We start from the raw sequence: 16,022 nt of genomic DNA, 5'->3' as shown, positions 1-16,022 counted from the left end.
GGCCCCGGTCCTTCCGGCCCCGGTCCTTCCGGGCTCAGCCCTTGCGGTCGCCGACCAGCTTGGGGTGCCGCTCCAGCCCCTCCAGCCCGTGCCAGGCCAGGTTCACCAGGTGGGCCGCCACCTGCGCCTTGTCCGGCTTGCGGACCTCCAGCCACCACTGCCCGGTCAGCGCCACCATGCCGACCAGCATCTGCGAGTACATCGGGGCCAGCCGGGCGTCGAAGCCGCGGGACTTGAACTCCAGGCCGAGGATGTCCTCCACCTGGGTCGCGATGTCGCTGATCAGCGAGGCGAAGGTGCCGGTGGACTGGGCGACCGGGGAGTCCCGGACCAGGATCCGGAAGCCGTCCGTCGAGGTGTCGATGTAGTCCATCAGCGCGAAGGCGGCCTGTTCCAGCAGCTCGCGGGAGTGCCCGCCGGTCAGCGCCCCGGTCACCATGTCGAGCAGCAGCTGCATCTCGCGGTCGACCACCACCGCGTACAGCCCCTCCTTGCCGCCGAAGTGCTCGTAGACCACCGGCTTCGACACCCCGGCCCGCTCGGCGATCTCCTCCACCGAGGTGCCGTCGTAGCCGCGCTCCGCGAACACCGTCCGGCCGATCTCCAGCAGCTGTTCCCGGCGCTGCTTCCCGGTCATCCGGACGCGCGCGCCGCGGCGGCGCGGGGCGGGCGCGCCCCCCTGGGCGCCCTCGCCCGCCGGTGCAGCGGGCCGCGGACGGGCCGGCGCCGCGTCCGTCCGCGTGCTCTGGTGGCCGCCTGTGCTGTCTGCGCTGCTCCCGTTCACCCCTACATCATGCTGGAAGCGTGGCCTCATGCGGCGCGGCGGGCGGCGATCCGCTGCGCGTCCGGCCAGCGGACGTCGCGGACCCAGCCGGCCAGCTCGAACCACCGGATCAGCCGGGCCGAGGAGTCGATCTGCCCACGCAGGACGCCGTGCCGGGCCGAGGTCGGGTCCGCGTGGTGCAGGTTGTGCCAGGACTCGCCGCAGGAGAGCACGGCCAGCCACCAGACGTTGCCCGAGCGGTCCCGCGAGCGGAACGGGCGCCGCCCGACGGCGTGGCAGATCGAGTTGATCGACCAGGTGACGTGGTGCAGCAGCGCCACCCGGACCAGCGACCCCCAGAAGAAGGCGGACAGCGCACCCGACCAGGAGAGCGTCACCAGGCCGCCGACCAGCGCGGGCAGCAGCAGCGAGATCGTGGTCCAGAGCCAGAACAGCCGGGAGATCCGCCTTATGGCCGGGTCGCGGACGAGGTCCGGCGCGTACTTGAGCTGCGGGGTCTGCTCCTCGTCGAACATCCAGCCCATGTGCGCCCACCAGAGGCCCTTGAGCAGGGCCGGGACGCTCTCGCCGTAGCGCCACGGCGAGTGCGGGTCGCCGTCCTTGTCGCTGTACCGGTGGTGCTTGCGGTGGTCGGCCACCCAGCGCACCAGCGGGCCCTCGACCGCCAGGCTGCCGGCGACGGCGAGGGCGAGCCGCACCGCGCGGTTGGCCTTGAAGGCGCCGTGGGTGAAGTAGCGGTGGTAACCCACGGTGATGCCGTGGCAGGTGAGGAAGTACATGACGACGGTGATCGCCGCGTCGGTCCACCCCAGGCCCCGACCCCAGGCCACCGGGACGGCGGCCAGCAGTGCGGCGAACGGCAGGGCGATGAACAGGCCGAGCGCCAGGCGCTCGGCGAAGCCCTGCTTCTCCCCGCCGCGGGTGGCGGACAGTCGGGTGGCGGAGGCTCCGGAGGTGTCGGCGGCGTCGGGCGAATCGGCGGAGTGGGGGGGAAGCGCGGCGGCCCCCGCGCGCGCCTCGCCGGCCTGGATGGTCATGGGCGTCCCTTTGCGGCGTCCCTGAACGGGAGAGGAGCGGATCCTACGTTCGCGTAACCTACGGCATCGTAGGTTGCGCGCCGCGGCGAAGGGAACGCACCGCCGCACGGCGCTTGAGTGAATTCACCCGACTGGATGGATGAACCGTCACGCCCGGGGCGTTCGAGCGGCCCTGCCGGAGGGGCCGGATCCGGGCTTGCGGATCGGGGCAGTTGATACCCACGGCCGGGGCGACTCGGGTAGGGTCTGAACAGCCATCCGCCGTGGTGTAATGGCAGCACAGGGCCCTTTGGAGGCCTTTGTCTGGGTTCGAATCCTAGCGGCGGAGCCTCTGCACGCCTCTGGTTCGGGTGTTCCCCCCACCCGCCGGTATTGTCGGTGCTGCTCGGCGGACTGTGCGAATGGCGACCGGCCTGGGTCCGGGCCGGGCTGCTCTGCCCTCTCTGTGAACCGACTGAGGAGCCTCCCCGCATGGGTGCCAATTCGCTTGCCGCCGTTGTCGTGCTCGCCGCCGGTGGCGGGACCCGGATGAAGTCGAACAAGCTGCCCAAGGTGCTGCACGAGGTGTGCGGCCGCTCGTTGGTGGGTCACGCGGTCTCGGCGGCCGGAGAACTGACGCCCGGGCAGCTGGTCGTGGTCGTCGGGCACCAGCGGGAGCAGGTCGAGGAGCACCTGGCGGCGCACTACGGGGGCGTGCGCACCGCCGTGCAGCACGAGCAGAACGGCACCGGGCACGCCGTGCGGACGGCGCTGGAGGCGCTGGCCGCCGACGGCGTGGTGCTGGACGGCACCGTCATCATCACGGCCGGCGACTCGCCGCTGCTGACCGGGGAGACGCTGCGCCGGCTGGCGAAGGCGCACGGCGACCAGCAGAACGGCGTCACCGTGCTGACGGCCGTCGTGCCGGAGCCCTTCGGCTACGGGCGGATCCTGCGGGACGAGGACGGCTCGGTCGCCTCGATCGTCGAGGAGCGGGACGCCACCACCACCCAGCGGAGCATCGCCGAGATCAACTCCGGCGTCTTCGCCTTCGACGCCAAGCTGCTGGCCGAGGCGCTGGCGGAGCTGACCACGGACAACTCCCAGGGCGAGGAGTACCTCACCGACACCCTGGAGATCCTGCGCAAGGCCGGGCACCGGGTCGGCGCCGTGGTCGCGGAGGACCACCGCGACATCCTGGGCATCAACGACCGGGTCCAGCTCGCGCAGGCCCGCCGGCTGCTGAACGACCGCCTGCTGGAGCGCGCGATGCGCGCCGGCGTCACCGTGCTGGACCCGGCGACCACCTGGTTCGACGTGCAGGTGACCTACGAGCCGGACGCGGTGGTGCTGCCCAACACCCAGCTGCAGGGCGCCACCCACCTGGGCGAGGGCTGCGAGGTGGGCCCGAACTCCACCCTCCGGGACACCCTGGTCGGTGCCGGCGCCCGTGTGAGCAACACCACGGCCGACCGCGCCGAGGTGGGCGAGCTGGCCACCGCCGGCCCGTACGCCTACCTGCGGCCGGGGGCGAAGCTGGCCCGCAAGGCGAAGGTCGGCACCTACGTCGAGGTGAAGAACTCCGAGCTGGGCGAGGGCGCCAAGGTGCCGCACCTCTCCTACATCGGCGACGCCACCATCGGCGAGGGCACCAACGTCGGCGCGGCCTCGGTGACCGTGAACTACGACGGCGTGAACAAGCACCGCACGGTGATCGGCGCCCACTGCCGCACCGGCTCGGACAACATGTTCATCGCCCCGGTGACCATCGGCGACGGCGCGTACACCGCGGCCGGCTCCGTCATCATCAACGACGTCCCGGCGGGTGCGCTCGGCGTGAGCCGGGCGCAGCAGCGCAACGTCGAGGGCTGGGTCGAGCGCCGGCGCCCCGGGACGGCGTCCGCCCAGGCGGCGCACGCCGCGAACGGCGGGGACGCCGAGGCCGGGGCGGACGGGCCCGCGGAGGCCTGACCGGGCCGCCGGGAGTCCGAGGGGCGGTCCCGGGGCGGACGGTTTCTGCGTGGGCGCGTAACCTTGGGGACATACGTGCGCCACTGGGCTTACCGCCCGTGTCCAGGCGTACCGACAATTCCCCGACCCCATCTGCGAGCGGGCTGCGCCTGCCCGCACGGGGTCACGGGATTCAGCGTCCGCAACGCGAGGAGACGGTGCAGTGAGCGGGATCACGACGTCGGGTGAGAAGAAGCTCAAGCTCTTCTCCGGCCGTGCCCACCCGGAGCTGGCGAGGGAGGTGGCCGCGGCGCTGGAGACCGAACTGGTCCCGACCAAGGCCCTGGACTTCGCGAACGGCGAGATCTACGTCCGCTTCCTGGAGTCGGCGCGCGGCGCGGACTGCTTCGTGATGCAGAGCCACACGGCTCCCATCAACCAGTGGATCATGGAACAGCTGATCATGATCGATGCTCTGAAGCGGGCCTCCGCCCGGAGCATCACCGCGATCCTGCCGTTCTACGGGTACGCCCGCCAGGACAAGAAGCACCTGGGCCGCGAGCCGATCTCGGCGCGCCTGGTCGCCGACCTGCTGCGCCAGGCCGGCGCCGACCGCCTGATGGCCGTGGACCTGCACACCGCGCAGATCCAGGGCTTCTTCGACGGCCCGGTGGACCACCTGTTCGCGCTGCCGATGCTGGCGGACTACGTGGGCGAGCGGGTCGACCGCGACAAGCTCACCATCGTCTCGCCGGACGCCGGCCGGGTGAAGGTCGCCGACCAGTGGTGCGACCGGCTGGACGCGCCGCTGGCGATCATCCACAAGCGCCGCGACATGACCCAGGCCAACACGATCCTGTCGGCCGAGGTCGTCGGTGACGTCAAGGACCGGGTCTGCGTCCTGGTCGACGACATGATCGACACCGCCGGCACGATCTGCGCCGCGGCCGACGCGCTCTTCGAGAACGGCGCGGCCGACGTCCTGGTGGCGGCCACCCACGGCGTGCTCTCCGGCCCGGCCGCGGACCGGCTGAAGAACTCTCGGGTCAGCGAGTTCGTCTTCACCAACACGCTGCCCACCCCGGCGCAGCTGCAGCTGGACAAGATCACCACGCTCTCCATCGCCCCGTCGATCGCGGCCGCGATCCGCGAGGTGTTCGAGGAGGGCTCGGTCACCAGCCTCTTCGAGGGCGTGCACTGACCTTCGGGGGCGTGCACCGACGACGCCCCGCGGCGGCGGCCCCGGTCCGGATCGGACCGGGGCCGCCGCCGATTTCACGGGAGGCGGCAGGAGCGGTTAGACTCGTGAAACTGCTCGGCGAGGGATGCCGTGCGCCTGCTTGCCGGGTGCCCGCTCCGTGATCGACGCGCTGCCGGCCGGATCCCGATCCGCCGGCAGAGGCCGTAACCGCCGAGTGACCCCCGAACGTACTGAGGGTGTGGTCCCGGCGGTTTTTCGCGTTGCCTGCACCCCCGCGCCAGTCTTCACGAGGAGTGCAGTCGTGTCCGAGATCCGCCTTGCCGCTGAGACCCGTTCCGAGTTCGGCAAGGGTGCCGCCCGTCGCGCCCGCCGTGCCGGCTTCGTCCCCGGTGTCGTCTACGGCCACGGCCACGCCCCGGTTCACCTGAACCTGCCCGGCCACGACCTGATGATGGCCCTGAAGACCCCGAACGCCCTGCTGGTCGTCCCGATCGAGGGCAAGGACGAGTACGTCCTCCCCAAGGCCGTCCAGCGCGAGGCCATCAAGCGCACCATCGAGCACGTCGACCTGCTCCTCGTGAAGCGCGGCGAGAAGGTCACCGTCGAGATCCCCGTCCACACCGAGGGCGAGCTGGCCCCCGGCGGCAACCTGCTCGAGCACGTCCTGCAGGCCCTGCCGATCGAGGCCGAGGCCACCCACCTGCCCGAGTCGGTCACCGTCTCGGTCGCCGGCCTCGAGGCCGGCGCCTCGGTGCTCGCCAAGGACATCACCCTGCCGGCCGGCGTCACCCTGGCCGTCGACGCCGACGCCGTCGTGCTGCAGGTCATCGCCGCCCAGGCCGCCCCGGCCGAGGAGACCGCCGAGGCCGAGGGCGCCGAGGCCTGAGCCTCGCGCTGATCGCACGGACCGCTGCCCCGGTCGCTCCCGTCGGAGCGACCGGGGCAGCGGTGCGTCCGGGAAGATGACGTCGAGCGCGAGGACGAGGAGCGAGCAATGACGGACGGGTACGAGGGCCCCTGGCTCGTGGTGGGGCTGGGCAATCCGGGCGAGCAGTACGCCCGGAACCGGCACAACATCGGGTTCATGGTGGTCGACCTGCTGGCCGAGCGGATCGGTGCCAGGTTCAAGGCGCACAAGAGCCGGGCCCAGGTGGCCGAGGGGCGGCTGGCGGGCAAGCGGGTGGTGCTGGCCAAGCCGATGTCGTTCATGAACCTCTCCGGCGGGCCGGTGACGGCGCTGCGGGACTTCTACAAGGTGCCGGCCTCGGCACTGATCGCCGTCCACGACGAGCTGGACGTGGACTACGCGGCGCTGCGGCTCAAGCTGGGCGGCGGGGACAACGGCCACAACGGGCTGAAGTCGATCACCAAGTCGCTGGGGCCGGACTACCACCGGGTGCGCTGCGGGATCGGTCGGCCGCCCGGCCGGATGGACGTCGCGGACTTCGTGCTGAAGGACTTCTCCGCCACCGAGCGCAAGGAGCTCGAGTGGTTCGTGGACCGCTCGGCGGACGCGGTGGAGGCACTGCTCTCCGAGGGGCTGGAGCGGGCCCAGGGCACCTACAACTCCTGAGCGGGGGTCGGGGATTCGTCGAGGTACGCAACAGTCGTACAACGCTTGACGGCCAAACCTGATTAGGTGTGAGAACCCTGTGCGGGATCGGATAGCGTCGGTGACCGGTACGCGAGCGAGTCCTGGGGAGTTCTCGATGCGGAGTTTGCGTCCGGTCCGCCGACTGCGGCGGATCCGGGTGGTCCGGCTGAAGCAGCTCGGACGAAGGGTCGGTACGGCCGGTGCGCTGGGGGCGGCCGGAGTGCTGCTGTCCGGCGGTGCGCAGCTGGCGCACGCCGACCCGGTGGCGGAACCGGACCCGGGCGTCACTCCGGAACCGGCGGCGGCCCAGTTCGCGCCGGTGCTCGGCGAGTCCATGGGCCCGGACGCCGGCCTGCTCGCGGTCGGCGGCGGCCTGGTGGTCGTGGCCGGCGGTGCGGCGCTGTGGCTGAAGCGCCGCCGCGCGGGCGAGCCCGCCGAGTAGCGACGGACCGAGCAGCGACGGACCGAGCAGCGACGAACGAACGGCTTCGGGCCGGTGTCCACACCCGTGGGCGCCGGCCCTTCGTCGTCCGGTGATCCGTCAGGTGATCCGTCCGGTGATCCGTCCGGTGATCCGTCCGGTCACCGGTCCGGTGGCCCGTCCTGTCATCCGTTTCCGGGGCCGGGGGCGTCCTGGGGGTATGAAGCGCGAATCGATGCGCCCGGGGGGCACCGGATCCGACCACTTCGACGAGTTCGTCTCGGCGCGGTACCAGGCTCTGCTGCGCGGGGCCTACCTGATCACCGGGGACGTCCACGACGCCCGGGACCTGCTGCACGACGCGCTGGCCCGGGTCTACCCGAAACGGTCGACGATCCGGGACCCGGGGGCGGCCGAGGGGTACGTCCGGACGGCGATGGTCCGCACCCACGTGTCGCGCTGGCGGCGGACCCGGCGGGAGGTGCTCACGCCCGTGCTGCCGGACGCCCCCGACACGCCGGCGGCCGAGCGGGACGAACGCCTCGCGGCGGCGCTGCGGGCGCTGCCGCCGCGTCAGCGGGCCGTGGTGGTGCTGCGCTACTACGTCGACCTGCCGGTGGCGCAGGTCGCCCAGGAGCTGGGGTGCTCGGTGGCCACGGCGAAGACGCACCTGGCGCGGGCGATGAGAGCGCTTCGCGAGGAGCTGGCACCGGCGAGGGAGATGGTGGGGCATGGCGGCTGAGCGGCAGGACGGGTTCGAGGAGGAGCTGGTCGTCCGGCTCGGGGCACGGGCCGGGGCGGTGGGCGGGATCCCGCCGCTGGCCGGGCTGCGGGAGGCCGGACGGCGGCGGGCACGGCGGCTGACCGCGCTGCGCGGGGCGGCGGCCGTGGTGGCAGTGGTGCTGGGGGTCGGGGCGCTCAGCCAGCTGGGCGGCGGCGCCGGGGCGGCACACCCCGTGGGCGGGCCGTCGAGCGGGTCCCCGTCGGGCGCGGCGACCGGCGCGGCGGACGGGGGGGACTGGGCGGCGGCGGGCCCGATCTACGGGTGCACGGCCGGTCCGACCTCGCTGCGGACACCGGGCTGGACGCCGCCGCGGCCGCCCGCGGGGCAGGGCTCACCGGGGTCGTCGGCGTCCTCGGGCGGGCCCTCGGGCTTCCCGTCGGGCCTGCCGTCCACGGGCCTGCCCTCGACGGGGGCGTCCTCGTCCGGGGTGCCGTTCACGGGCCTGCCGTCCACGGGTGCGCCCTCGTCCGGCCTGCCGTCCACCGGGGCGCCCTCGTCCGGGGCGCCGTCCTCGGGGATGCCGTTCACCGGGTTGCCGACCGGCCGGACCTGGACCTTCGGCACGGTCACCTCCGAGCCCTCGGGGCACGCGTCGCCGGCCTTCCGGCCGGTGGGCGGCTTCCCGATCGACCCGGACCTCTTCCAGGCGGCCCGGGCGGTCGCGGAGCTGGCCGTCGGCCCGTACCGGGACCAGTACTTCGGCGCCTGCAGCGACCAGGCCACCCACACGCTCTACGTGATGCGCAAGCCCGGGAGCGACTTCGACCGGGCCGCGCGGGCCCGGGTGGACGCGACGAAGGTGCGGCTGGAGTTCCGGGACGCCGTCGGCACCAGGGCGGAGCTGTCCGCGCTGGCGCAGCGCATCACCGAGGAGGGCACCGGCTACTGGAAGGACCGCGGGGTGGAGATCGTCTCGACCCAGGTCTGCAACGACGGTGCCGGCGTGCGGGTGGACGTCGCGCGGCCGGAGAGTGCCCGGGCCGACATCCTCGCCCGGTACGGCTCGCGGGTGGCCGAGGTCGTCCTGACGGGCTGACGGGCGGTTCGGAACGACGGAGGGGCCGCCGGCACCGTGCCGGCGGCCCCTGCGTCGTGCCCGTCGTCAGCCGGTGTTGCGCAGGCCGGCGGCGATGCCGTTGACGGTGAGCAGCAGCGCGCGGGCGCGCAGCGGGTCCTCGGTGCGGCCGGCCGCGACCTCCTCGCGCTGGCGGCGCAGCAGCGCGACCTGGAGGTAGGAGATCGGGTCGAGGTAGGCGTCGCGGACGGTGAAGGTCTGCTTGAGCACCGGATTGTGCTCCAGCAGCTCGCCCTCGCCGGTGAGCCGGAGCACCTCGCGCAGGGTGAGCTCGTGCTCGGCGACGATCTGGTCGAAGACGTGGTGCAGCTCGGCGGGCACCAGCTGCTCGACGTAGTGGCGGGCGATCCGCAGGTCGGTCTTGGCCAGCGTCATGGCGACGTTGGACAGGAAGTTGCGGAAGAAGTGCCACTGGCCGTACATCTCGTCGAGCACGTCGCCGAGGCCGGCCGCGCGGGCCGCGGCGAGGCCGGAGCCGACGCCGAACCAGCCGGGGACGATCTGGCGGGACTGCGTCCAGCCGAAGACCCACGGGATGGCCCGCAGGCCGTCGAGGCCGGCGCCGGAGTCGGGGCGGCGGGACGGGCGGGAGCCCAGGTGCAGCGAGGCCAGCTGGTCGACCGGGGTGGCCGCGAAGAAGTACTTCGGCAGGTCGTCCTGCTCGACCAGGGTGCGGTAGGCGGTGTGGGCGGCCTCGGAGACCTGGTCCATCGCGGCGTCCCAGCGGGCCAGTTCCTCGGGGGCCTGGCGCGGGGCGGTGTGCAGCGCGGAGGCGGAGAGGGTGGCGGAGATGGTCAGCTCCAGGTTCTCCCGGGCGAGGGAGGGGAGCAGGTACTTGTCGGAGATGACCTCGCCCTGCTCGGTGACCTTGATCTCGCCCTCCAGGGTGCCCCAGGGCTGGGCCAGGATGGCCTCGTGCGAGGGGCCGCCGCCGCGGCCGACGGTGCCGCCGCGGCCGTGGAAGAGGCGCAGCCGGATGCCGTAGCGGTGGGCGACGTCGCGCAGCCGGCGCTGGGCGCGGTGGATCTCCCACTGGGAGGTGGTGATGCCGCCGAACTTGGAGGAGTCGGAGTAGCCGAGCATGACCTCCTGGACGTCGCCGCGCAGCGAGACGAGCAGCCGGTAGGAGGGGTCCGACAGCATCTCGTCGAGGATGAGGTCGGCCTTCTGGAGCTCCTCGGTGGTCTCCAGCAGCGGCACGATGCCGATCTTGGCGATGCCGGCGTGCAGGTCGACCAGGCCGGCCTCGCGGGCCAGCACGGTGGCGGCGAAGACGTCGTCGGCGCCCTGGCACATCGAGATGATGTAGCTCTCGACGATCTCGTCGCCGAAGCGCTCGAAGCCCTCGCGGATGGTGTTGAAGACGCCGAGGGTCTTGGTGCCGGCGGCGTCCAGCGGGGCCGGGGTGGGGGCGAGCGGACGGCGCGAGCGGAGCTCCTTGGCGAGCAGCTTCTGCCGGTACTCGCGCGGCATGTCCGCGTAGCGCCAGGCCTCCTCGCCGAGGCGGTCGAAGAGCTGGCCGAGGGCGTGGTGGTGGGCCTCGGCGTGCTCGCGGACGTCCATGGTGGCGAGCTGCAGGCCGAAGGCCTCGATGGTGCGGATCGCGCGGGCGAGCCGGCCGTCGGCGATGAGTTCGCCGCGGTGGGCGCGCAGGGAGTCCTGGATGAGCCGCAGGTCGGTGATGAGTTCGCGGGTGCCGAGGTAGTCGCGGCCCTGGACGTGCGGGGTGCCCTGGGCGAGGCGCTCGCGGGTGTTCTCCAGCTTGAGCCGGACGCAGGTGGCCTTCAGCCGGTAGGGCTCCTCGGCGTTCATCCGCTTGTAGCGGGGGCTGAGTTCGGGGAGCCGGTGCAGGTCGTCGTTGAGCGAGGCGAGCAGTTCGACGGAGGCGCCGGCCAGCCGCTCGGAGGTGGAGAGGGTGCCGCGCAGGTCGTCGACGGCGGCCAGGGCGTCCATGATGCCGTACTCGTGCTGGAGGTTGAGGACGTCCCAGGTGACCTGCGGGGTGACGTTGGGGTTGCCGTCGCGGTCGCCGCCGATCCAGGTGCCGAAGGTGAGCGGGCGGACGCCCTCGGGCAGGGTCAGGCCGACCCGGCCGAGCTCCTCGTGCAGCTCCTCCAGGACCTCCGGGACGGCGTCGCGGTAGAGCTCGTCCAGGTAGTAGACGGCGTTGCGGGCCTCGTCGGTGGGCTCGGGGCGGGCGATGCGGAGCTCGTCGGTCTGCCAGAGCAGGTCGATGACCTCGGCGAGCCGGCGGTCGGCCTGGCGGCGGGCGCTGGTGGTGCGGGCGCGGTCGGCGTGGGAGAGGCCGGCGGCGATCTCCTCGCGGTGGATGCGGTCGAGGAGTTCGCCGATGCGGCGCAGCTTGTTGAGGACGCTGCGGCGGGCGGCCTCGGTCGGGTGCGCGGTGAAGACCGGGCGGACCGCGAGGTGGGCGAGGGTGTCCTCGAGGTGCTTGGGGTCCGCGTCGGCGAGCTGGTCGGCGGTCTGGGCGAGCAGGGAGCCTTCCCGGGCGCGGCGGGTGGCGAACTCGCGGCCGCGGTGCACCTGCTCGGTGACGTTGGCGAGGTGGAAGTACGTGGAGAACGCGCGGACCAGCTTGGCCGCGGTGTCCAGGTCGATGTCGGAGAGCAGTTCGGCGGTGGCCTCGCCGTCGGTGCGGCTGAGCAGGCGGACCTGTTCGACCAGGCCCAGCAGCTGGGGGCCCTCCTGGCGGACCAGCGTCTCGCCGAGCAGGTCGCCGAGGCGGCGGATGTCCGCACGCAGGGCCGAGTTGTCGGCGACTGGGCCGGCGGCGCCGACGGTGGGGCTGTCCGCCGGAGTGGGGACCGGAGCGGTCACAGCTGGCTCCCTGAGGTGGTGGGGTTCGGCAACGGCTCATCGTCAGGAGTCCCGTCCGCGTGGGGCGGGTGTGACGCGTGCGGACCGCGCTGTCCGACGCGACCAGCATAGGTGTCGGGGCGGTCGCTGTCCGCGAGGTGGCCGGATGGCGGACAGTCTCGCCGAAATCGACCTGTGGTCTGGACCACTGAAGGGCTCGGTCGGGTGTCGGGGAGAATCCCGGTGGGGAGGGGACGGGGTTGCCGCTTAGGCTGTCGGCCATGAGCAAGTCGCCTGGGGAGCGCGCGCCGGTCCGGTCGTTCTGGTGGTGGAAGCGGCCGCGCAGCGCCCTCCTGGACATCGGGCTGGCGGTGCTCGCGGCGCTGGAGTGCGCGCTGAGCACGATCGCCTTCCTCTCCGCCCGGGTGCACCTGAGCTCCACGGCCGTGGCCGGCCTCGCACTGCTCGGCGCGCTGGCGGGCGGATCGCTGGTGCTGCGCCGCCGCTGGCCGGCCGTCCCGGTGCTGGTGACCCTGGTGGCGATGCCCGGGATGCTCGGCGTGCTGCTGCTGGTGGTGTCGCTGTACACCCTGGCGGAGACCTGGGAGTGGCCCTCGCGCCGCTGGCGGGTGGTGTCGCTGTCCGCGCTGGCCTTCGCCGAGGCCGTCGCCGTGATGATGGTCTCGATGCTCACACCCGGCGATGCCGTGGTGGAGGAGCCGCCGCTCTGGGGGCAGGTGCTGATAGCCGTCCTGGTCGCCGTCGGCCTGACCGTCCCGCCGGTGGTGACCGGCCTGTACGTGGGCGCGCGGCGGCGGCTGATCGACTCGCTGAAGGACCGCGCGCACGGCCTCGAGGCCGAGCTGGACCTGCTGGCCGAGCAGGCCCAGGAGCGCGCCCGCCGGGCCCGGCTGGAGGAGCGCACCCGGATCGCCCGGGAGATGCACGACGTGGTGGCGCACCGGGTGTCCCTGATGGTGGTGCACGCGGGGGCGCTGGAGCGGATCGCGGCCAAGGACCCGCAGAAGGCGGCGCAGAGCGCCAAGCTGATGGGCGAGGTCGGCCGGCAGGCGCTGAACGAGCTCCGGGAGATCCTCGGCGTGCTGCGGATGGACGACGAGCGGCCGCCGGAGCCGGACTCGCTGGCCGGGCTGCCGCGGCTGGTCGACCAGTCGCGGGCGGCCGGCATGGCGGTGACGTTGACCGTCAGCGGCAGCAGTCAGGAGTTCACCGGCGAGGCCGAGCAGACGGCCTACCGGGTCGTCCAGGAGGGCCTGACCAACGCGCACAAGCACGCCGGCGGCGCCCAGGTGTCGGTGCTCCTCGCCTACGCGCCGAACGGGGTGCGGGTCAGCGTGGTGAACGCCTGCCCGGGCGGTGCCGGGGGCGGGGCGGAGCTGCCCAGCGGCGGCAACGGTCTGGTCGGGATGCGGGAGCGGGTGATCGCGCTGGGCGGCACCTTCTCGTCCGGTCCGGAGGCGGACGGCGGGTTCCGGGTGGAGGCGGTCCTGCCGTCCCGGCTGGCCGTCCGGGCCGAGCCGCTGCGCTGACGGGGGCTCGGACCGCCTCTCCCCGGCGGGCGTTGCGCGGAAGGTGCGCCGGACGCGGCCCGGACGGCCGTTAGACCTCGTCGGCGGTGCGCAGTCGTTCCGGGGCGGTGCCGAGCACGAGCGCGGTGATCGCCTGGTCGATGCCGTGGCCGAGGAACCACTCGCCGGTGTGGTCCAGGCTGTAGACCCGGCCCTCCTCGTCGACGGCCAGCAGCGCCTGTCCGTGGGCCTCCTCGCCGAGCGGGGCCAGTTGGGCCCCCAGGGCGCGGCCGAGGTCGAGGAGGGTCCGCGGCTGGTGCAGCCCGCGCAGCGGGTCGATCAGGAACGGGGTGCGGGCCAGCTGGCGGCCCGGGCCGGACAGGTCGAAGGCGAGGCCGCCGAACTCGGCCCAGGCCTCCACCGCCGCCGGGAACACCGCGTGCCGCGGGCCGGCCGGCCCGCCGTGCCCGACCAGGGCGTCGGCCCACTCCTCGGCCTGCTGGATCTGCCAGCGGCCGGGGTGCCAGCCGGCCGCCTTGAGCTCGGCGGCGACGTCGGCGGGGAAGCGCGGGCGGGTCCGCCCGGCGGTTCCCGCGGCGAGGGTGGCCGGCGGGGGCGGGGGCGGGCTGGGCGGGTTCAGGGCGGACTCCTGGGGTCGGGGACAGGGGCGTGCGGGGGCGCGGTCAGGGCGCGGGCGGCCCGACGGCGACGCTCTGCACGGTGAAGTGCTCCAGCATCGGCGTGCAGGAGCGGCACGGCGGGGCGTGCGTGCCGTGCGCCGGATCCCCCTCCTCGCGGATGCGGACGGTCGTCATCCGGGAGCCCTTGAGCGCCTTGCGGGCGTCCTGAAGGCTCATCGGCTTGCGGGCGGCGCGCTTGGAGCGCCGGCCGTCGACCGCGGTCAGGTACTGGGAGAGCAGGACGGCCTCCGGGCAGCGCCCGGTGAACCGCTCGCGCGCCTCGACCGGCAGGGTGTCCAGGAAACCGCCGACCAGGTGGTGCAGTACCGGCCGCCGGTCGGCCTTGTCGCCCGCCAGGGTGTGCACCTCGCCGCCCTTGAGCGAGAGCGCGGCGGCGACGGCGGGCAGCAGGCTGTCGCGGTGGTGGCGCAGCACGGGCGGGCCCGCGGGCTCACCGGTGGTCATGCGTCGTCCTCCTCCTCGTTCCCGCTGGCGTCAGGACCGGTGGGGGCCGGTCCGGGGCAAGCCTGTCAAATGACACCGACATCCGTACAACCGGGGTGCGGGGTCGTCGAACGGGCGTACGGGACGGGCCGGGTGGTCACCCGATCATCGCCGGACCGCGGCCGGATCCGCACGGGACCGTCACGACTTGTCCGCTGATTTCCCGAAACCGCCGTCCGGTCCCGGCGGCGGCCGGTACCGTTCCGGCAGCGGGCCCGGGGGCGCTCGGGCCGGCCCTGCGCCCGGCCGCGTCCGGGGCCGGATCCGCTGCGCGGAAAGGCCGTTGGGGCCGCCCGGGCGGGCCGTCACCCGATCCGCGTCGGCGCGCGGCAGTGCGTGCGAGCGCCCCCGAACAGGATGCCGGGGCGCCGCCGGGCGCGCTCGCGCCGCCGCCCGTGTACCCCGCGGGCCGTCCACCCAGCCGCCCGTGCACCCCGCGGGCCGTGCACCCCGCGGGCCGGTTCGCTCCGTCAGAGCGCTGCCGGAGCTGTCCGGGGCGCGTCGGTCGGTGGAGGGCGCGCCCCGGCCCCCGTGCGCCCGGCCCGCCCCGCCCGGGGAGCCCGGAGGCCCCGGCCTCGCCCGCCAGCGGGGGGTTTGACGGCGGGCCCTAGGCTGGTGCCCAGCAAGCGCACCGAGAATTTGCAGCAGCCAGTGGGGGCTCCCAGATGACGACAGGTCGGCCCGGCGTCACCGCCGCACCGAACGCGGCGTACGCAGGTCAGGTGGTGCAGTTCCCGGACCCGGTCCGGGCCGAGCGGCACCCCGCCGGGGTCAGGGTGGACGAGCACGGCTACCCGGACTTCGGCCCGTACGCGGCCGCCGCGGCCGAGGTCGCCGATCCGCCGGACGGCTTCGGCGTGGACGAGCTGCGGCTGACGGACTACGTGTCGGCGAACGCCGCGCTGTTCACCCAGGGCCACCCGCTCTGGGCCGACCTGGACACCGCCGTCGCCACCCCGCCCGGTTGGACCTGGCACCACGCGGTCGGCCGGGCCACCCCCGGCTGGCGGCGGATGGAGCTCGTCCCGGTCGAGGTCAAGGCGCTGCTGCGGCACCACGGCGGACTGAGCACCTCCGGCGCCGACCACACCCGGCGCGGCACCCGCCCGCTGCAGGAGCGCCGCCCGGTGCACTTCTCGCTGGCCAAGGACGGCGGCGACCCGATCGGCGTCCCCGAGGACCTGGTGCAGAACGCCGAGGAGCGGCTCGGCTACCGGCTGCCCGGCGCCTACCGGACGTTCCTCAAGCTGGCCGGCGGCCACGGCCCGGTCGGCGTCGCGCTGGACACCGAGCTCGGCATGCTGCTCGACCAGCCGTTCCTCACGCTCACCGAGGAGTACGGCACCGAGGACGTCGTGTACGCCAACAAGTGCCTGCGCGACCACCTCACCAAGGACTACCTGGGCATCGCCTACGCGCAGGGCGGCCTGATCGCGCTCAAGGTCCGCGGGGACCGGATCGGCTCGGTCTGGTTCCACCTGTACGACGACGCCCGCGACACCGGCGCCGCGGAGAGCCCGGAGGACCGCTGCGCCCGGCTGCTGCTGCCCTGCGGCGAGGACTTCGACGCCTTCCTGCTGCGGCTGGCCGGCAGCCCGCCGGAGCTGGAGACGGTCGCGGAGCTGATGGTGGACGGCGGGTTCGCCCGGGCCGTCCCGGTGGGCTGA

The 16,022-nt window shown here is 73.8% G+C and carries 15 protein-coding genes and 1 tRNA gene; 10 read left to right on the top strand and 6 right to left on the bottom strand.

What is annotated here, in order from left to right:
* Nucleotides 1-34 precede the first annotated feature (34 nt).
* Nucleotides 35-637, bottom strand: coding sequence for a TetR/AcrR family transcriptional regulator (locus ACIA8Q_RS06755; RefSeq protein ID WP_280678407.1), 603 nt, complete (start codon nucleotides 635-637; stop codon nucleotides 35-37).
* 173 nt (nucleotides 638-810) lie between these two features.
* Nucleotides 811-1,821 (bottom strand): fatty acid desaturase, encoded by a 1,011-nt coding sequence (locus tag ACIA8Q_RS06750; RefSeq protein WP_360222366.1) that lies wholly within the window; start codon nucleotides 1,819-1,821, stop codon nucleotides 811-813.
* Between the two features lie 257 nt (nucleotides 1,822-2,078).
* Between ACIA8Q_RS06750 and ACIA8Q_RS06745 the strand changes: the two genes are divergently transcribed.
* The 7 genes from ACIA8Q_RS06745 (at nucleotide 2,079) to ACIA8Q_RS06715 (ending at nucleotide 7,708) form a co-directional block, all read left to right on the top strand.
* Nucleotides 2,079-2,149 (top strand) — tRNA-Gln (locus ACIA8Q_RS06745).
* 143 nt (nucleotides 2,150-2,292) lie between these two features.
* Nucleotides 2,293-3,771 carry a bifunctional UDP-N-acetylglucosamine diphosphorylase/glucosamine-1-phosphate N-acetyltransferase GlmU gene (gene glmU / locus ACIA8Q_RS06740; RefSeq protein ID WP_396316853.1) on the top strand — a complete coding sequence of 493 codons (1,479 nt, stop codon included), beginning with the start codon at nucleotides 2,293-2,295 and terminating at the stop codon, nucleotides 3,769-3,771.
* Nucleotides 3,772-3,973: 202 nt separating this feature from the next.
* On the top strand, nucleotides 3,974-4,951 hold the full coding sequence (locus ACIA8Q_RS06735) for a ribose-phosphate diphosphokinase (RefSeq protein WP_360222372.1): 978 nt from the start codon (nucleotides 3,974-3,976) through the stop codon (nucleotides 4,949-4,951).
* Between the two features lie 301 nt (nucleotides 4,952-5,252).
* Nucleotides 5,253-5,837, top strand: a complete 585-nt coding sequence (locus ACIA8Q_RS06730) for a 50S ribosomal protein L25/general stress protein Ctc (protein ID WP_360222375.1) — start codon at nucleotides 5,253-5,255, stop codon at nucleotides 5,835-5,837.
* Between the two features lie 108 nt (nucleotides 5,838-5,945).
* Nucleotides 5,946-6,524 (top strand): aminoacyl-tRNA hydrolase, encoded by a 579-nt coding sequence (gene pth / locus ACIA8Q_RS06725; protein WP_360222378.1) that lies wholly within the window; start codon nucleotides 5,946-5,948, stop codon nucleotides 6,522-6,524.
* Nucleotides 6,525-6,660: 136 nt separating this feature from the next.
* Nucleotides 6,661-6,987, top strand: coding sequence for a hypothetical protein (locus ACIA8Q_RS06720; RefSeq protein WP_360222381.1), 327 nt, complete (start codon nucleotides 6,661-6,663; stop codon nucleotides 6,985-6,987).
* Nucleotides 6,988-7,186: 199 nt separating this feature from the next.
* On the top strand, nucleotides 7,187-7,708 hold the full coding sequence (locus ACIA8Q_RS06715) for a SigE family RNA polymerase sigma factor (RefSeq protein WP_360222384.1): 522 nt from the start codon (nucleotides 7,187-7,189) through the stop codon (nucleotides 7,706-7,708).
* 297 nt (nucleotides 7,709-8,005) lie between these two features.
* Here ACIA8Q_RS06715 and ACIA8Q_RS06710 read toward each other — a convergent pair whose 3' ends face one another.
* Entirely contained in the window at nucleotides 8,006-8,320 is a 315-nt protein-coding gene (locus tag ACIA8Q_RS06710) for a hypothetical protein (RefSeq protein WP_360222387.1), read from the bottom strand.
* 40 nt (nucleotides 8,321-8,360) lie between these two features.
* Between ACIA8Q_RS06710 and ACIA8Q_RS06705 the strand changes: the two genes are divergently transcribed.
* Nucleotides 8,361-8,786, top strand: coding sequence for a hypothetical protein (locus ACIA8Q_RS06705; protein WP_360222390.1), 426 nt, complete (start codon nucleotides 8,361-8,363; stop codon nucleotides 8,784-8,786).
* Nucleotides 8,787-8,852: 66 nt separating this feature from the next.
* On the opposite strand, the gene ppc is transcribed toward ACIA8Q_RS06705, so the two are convergent.
* The gene (gene ppc / locus ACIA8Q_RS06700) at nucleotides 8,853-11,663 is read right to left on the bottom strand and encodes a phosphoenolpyruvate carboxylase (protein ID WP_387901012.1); all 2,811 of its coding nucleotides are present in this window, start codon (nucleotides 11,661-11,663) and stop codon (nucleotides 8,853-8,855) included.
* 260 nt (nucleotides 11,664-11,923) lie between these two features.
* On the opposite strand from ppc, the gene ACIA8Q_RS06695 reads away from it, so the two are divergent.
* Nucleotides 11,924-13,192 carry a sensor histidine kinase gene (locus ACIA8Q_RS06695; protein ID WP_396316852.1) on the top strand — a complete coding sequence of 423 codons (1,269 nt, stop codon included), beginning with the start codon at nucleotides 11,924-11,926 and terminating at the stop codon, nucleotides 13,190-13,192.
* A 70-nt stretch (nucleotides 13,193-13,262) separates the two neighbouring features.
* Here ACIA8Q_RS06695 and ACIA8Q_RS06690 read toward each other — a convergent pair whose 3' ends face one another.
* Together ACIA8Q_RS06690 and ACIA8Q_RS06685 are read right to left on the bottom strand one after the other, a co-directional pair.
* Nucleotides 13,263-13,811, bottom strand: coding sequence for an SUKH-3 domain-containing protein (locus tag ACIA8Q_RS06690; RefSeq protein WP_387901056.1), 549 nt, complete (start codon nucleotides 13,809-13,811; stop codon nucleotides 13,263-13,265).
* Between the two features lie 43 nt (nucleotides 13,812-13,854).
* A complete protein-coding gene (locus ACIA8Q_RS06685) occupies nucleotides 13,855-14,316 on the bottom strand; it encodes a YwqJ-related putative deaminase (protein ID WP_360221388.1) in 462 nt (153 codons plus the stop codon).
* Nucleotides 14,317-15,020: 704 nt separating this feature from the next.
* Between ACIA8Q_RS06685 and ACIA8Q_RS06680 the strand changes: the two genes are divergently transcribed.
* On the top strand, nucleotides 15,021-16,022 hold the full coding sequence (locus tag ACIA8Q_RS06680; RefSeq protein ID WP_396316851.1) for an SMI1/KNR4 family protein: 1,002 nt from the start codon (nucleotides 15,021-15,023) through the stop codon (nucleotides 16,020-16,022).

This window comes from Kitasatospora sp. NPDC051705, assembly GCF_044453265.1.
Lineage (GTDB): Bacteria > Actinomycetota > Actinomycetes > Streptomycetales > Streptomycetaceae > Kitasatospora.
This window is presented reverse-complemented; position numbering and strand designations above follow the sequence as displayed.

Coding starts and splice junctions, on each gene's coding strand:
- glmU (WP_396316853.1), top strand. CDS start 2,293: ATGGGTGCCAATTCGCTTGCCGCCGTTGTCGTGCTCGCCGCCGGTGGC.
- ACIA8Q_RS06755 (WP_280678407.1), bottom strand. CDS start 637: ATGACCGGGAAGCAGCGCCGGGAACAGCTGCTGGAGATCGGCCGGACG.
- ACIA8Q_RS06695 (WP_396316852.1), top strand. CDS start 11,924: ATGAGCAAGTCGCCTGGGGAGCGCGCGCCGGTCCGGTCGTTCTGGTGG.
- ACIA8Q_RS06685 (WP_360221388.1), bottom strand. CDS start 14,316: ATGACCACCGGTGAGCCCGCGGGCCCGCCCGTGCTGCGCCACCACCGC.
- ACIA8Q_RS06680 (WP_396316851.1), top strand. CDS start 15,021: ATGACGACAGGTCGGCCCGGCGTCACCGCCGCACCGAACGCGGCGTAC.
- ACIA8Q_RS06750 (WP_360222366.1), bottom strand. CDS start 1,821: ATGACCATCCAGGCCGGCGAGGCGCGCGCGGGGGCCGCCGCGCTTCCC.
- ACIA8Q_RS06715 (WP_360222384.1), top strand. CDS start 7,187: ATGAAGCGCGAATCGATGCGCCCGGGGGGCACCGGATCCGACCACTTC.
- pth (WP_360222378.1), top strand. CDS start 5,946: ATGACGGACGGGTACGAGGGCCCCTGGCTCGTGGTGGGGCTGGGCAAT.
- ACIA8Q_RS06720 (WP_360222381.1), top strand. CDS start 6,661: ATGCGGAGTTTGCGTCCGGTCCGCCGACTGCGGCGGATCCGGGTGGTC.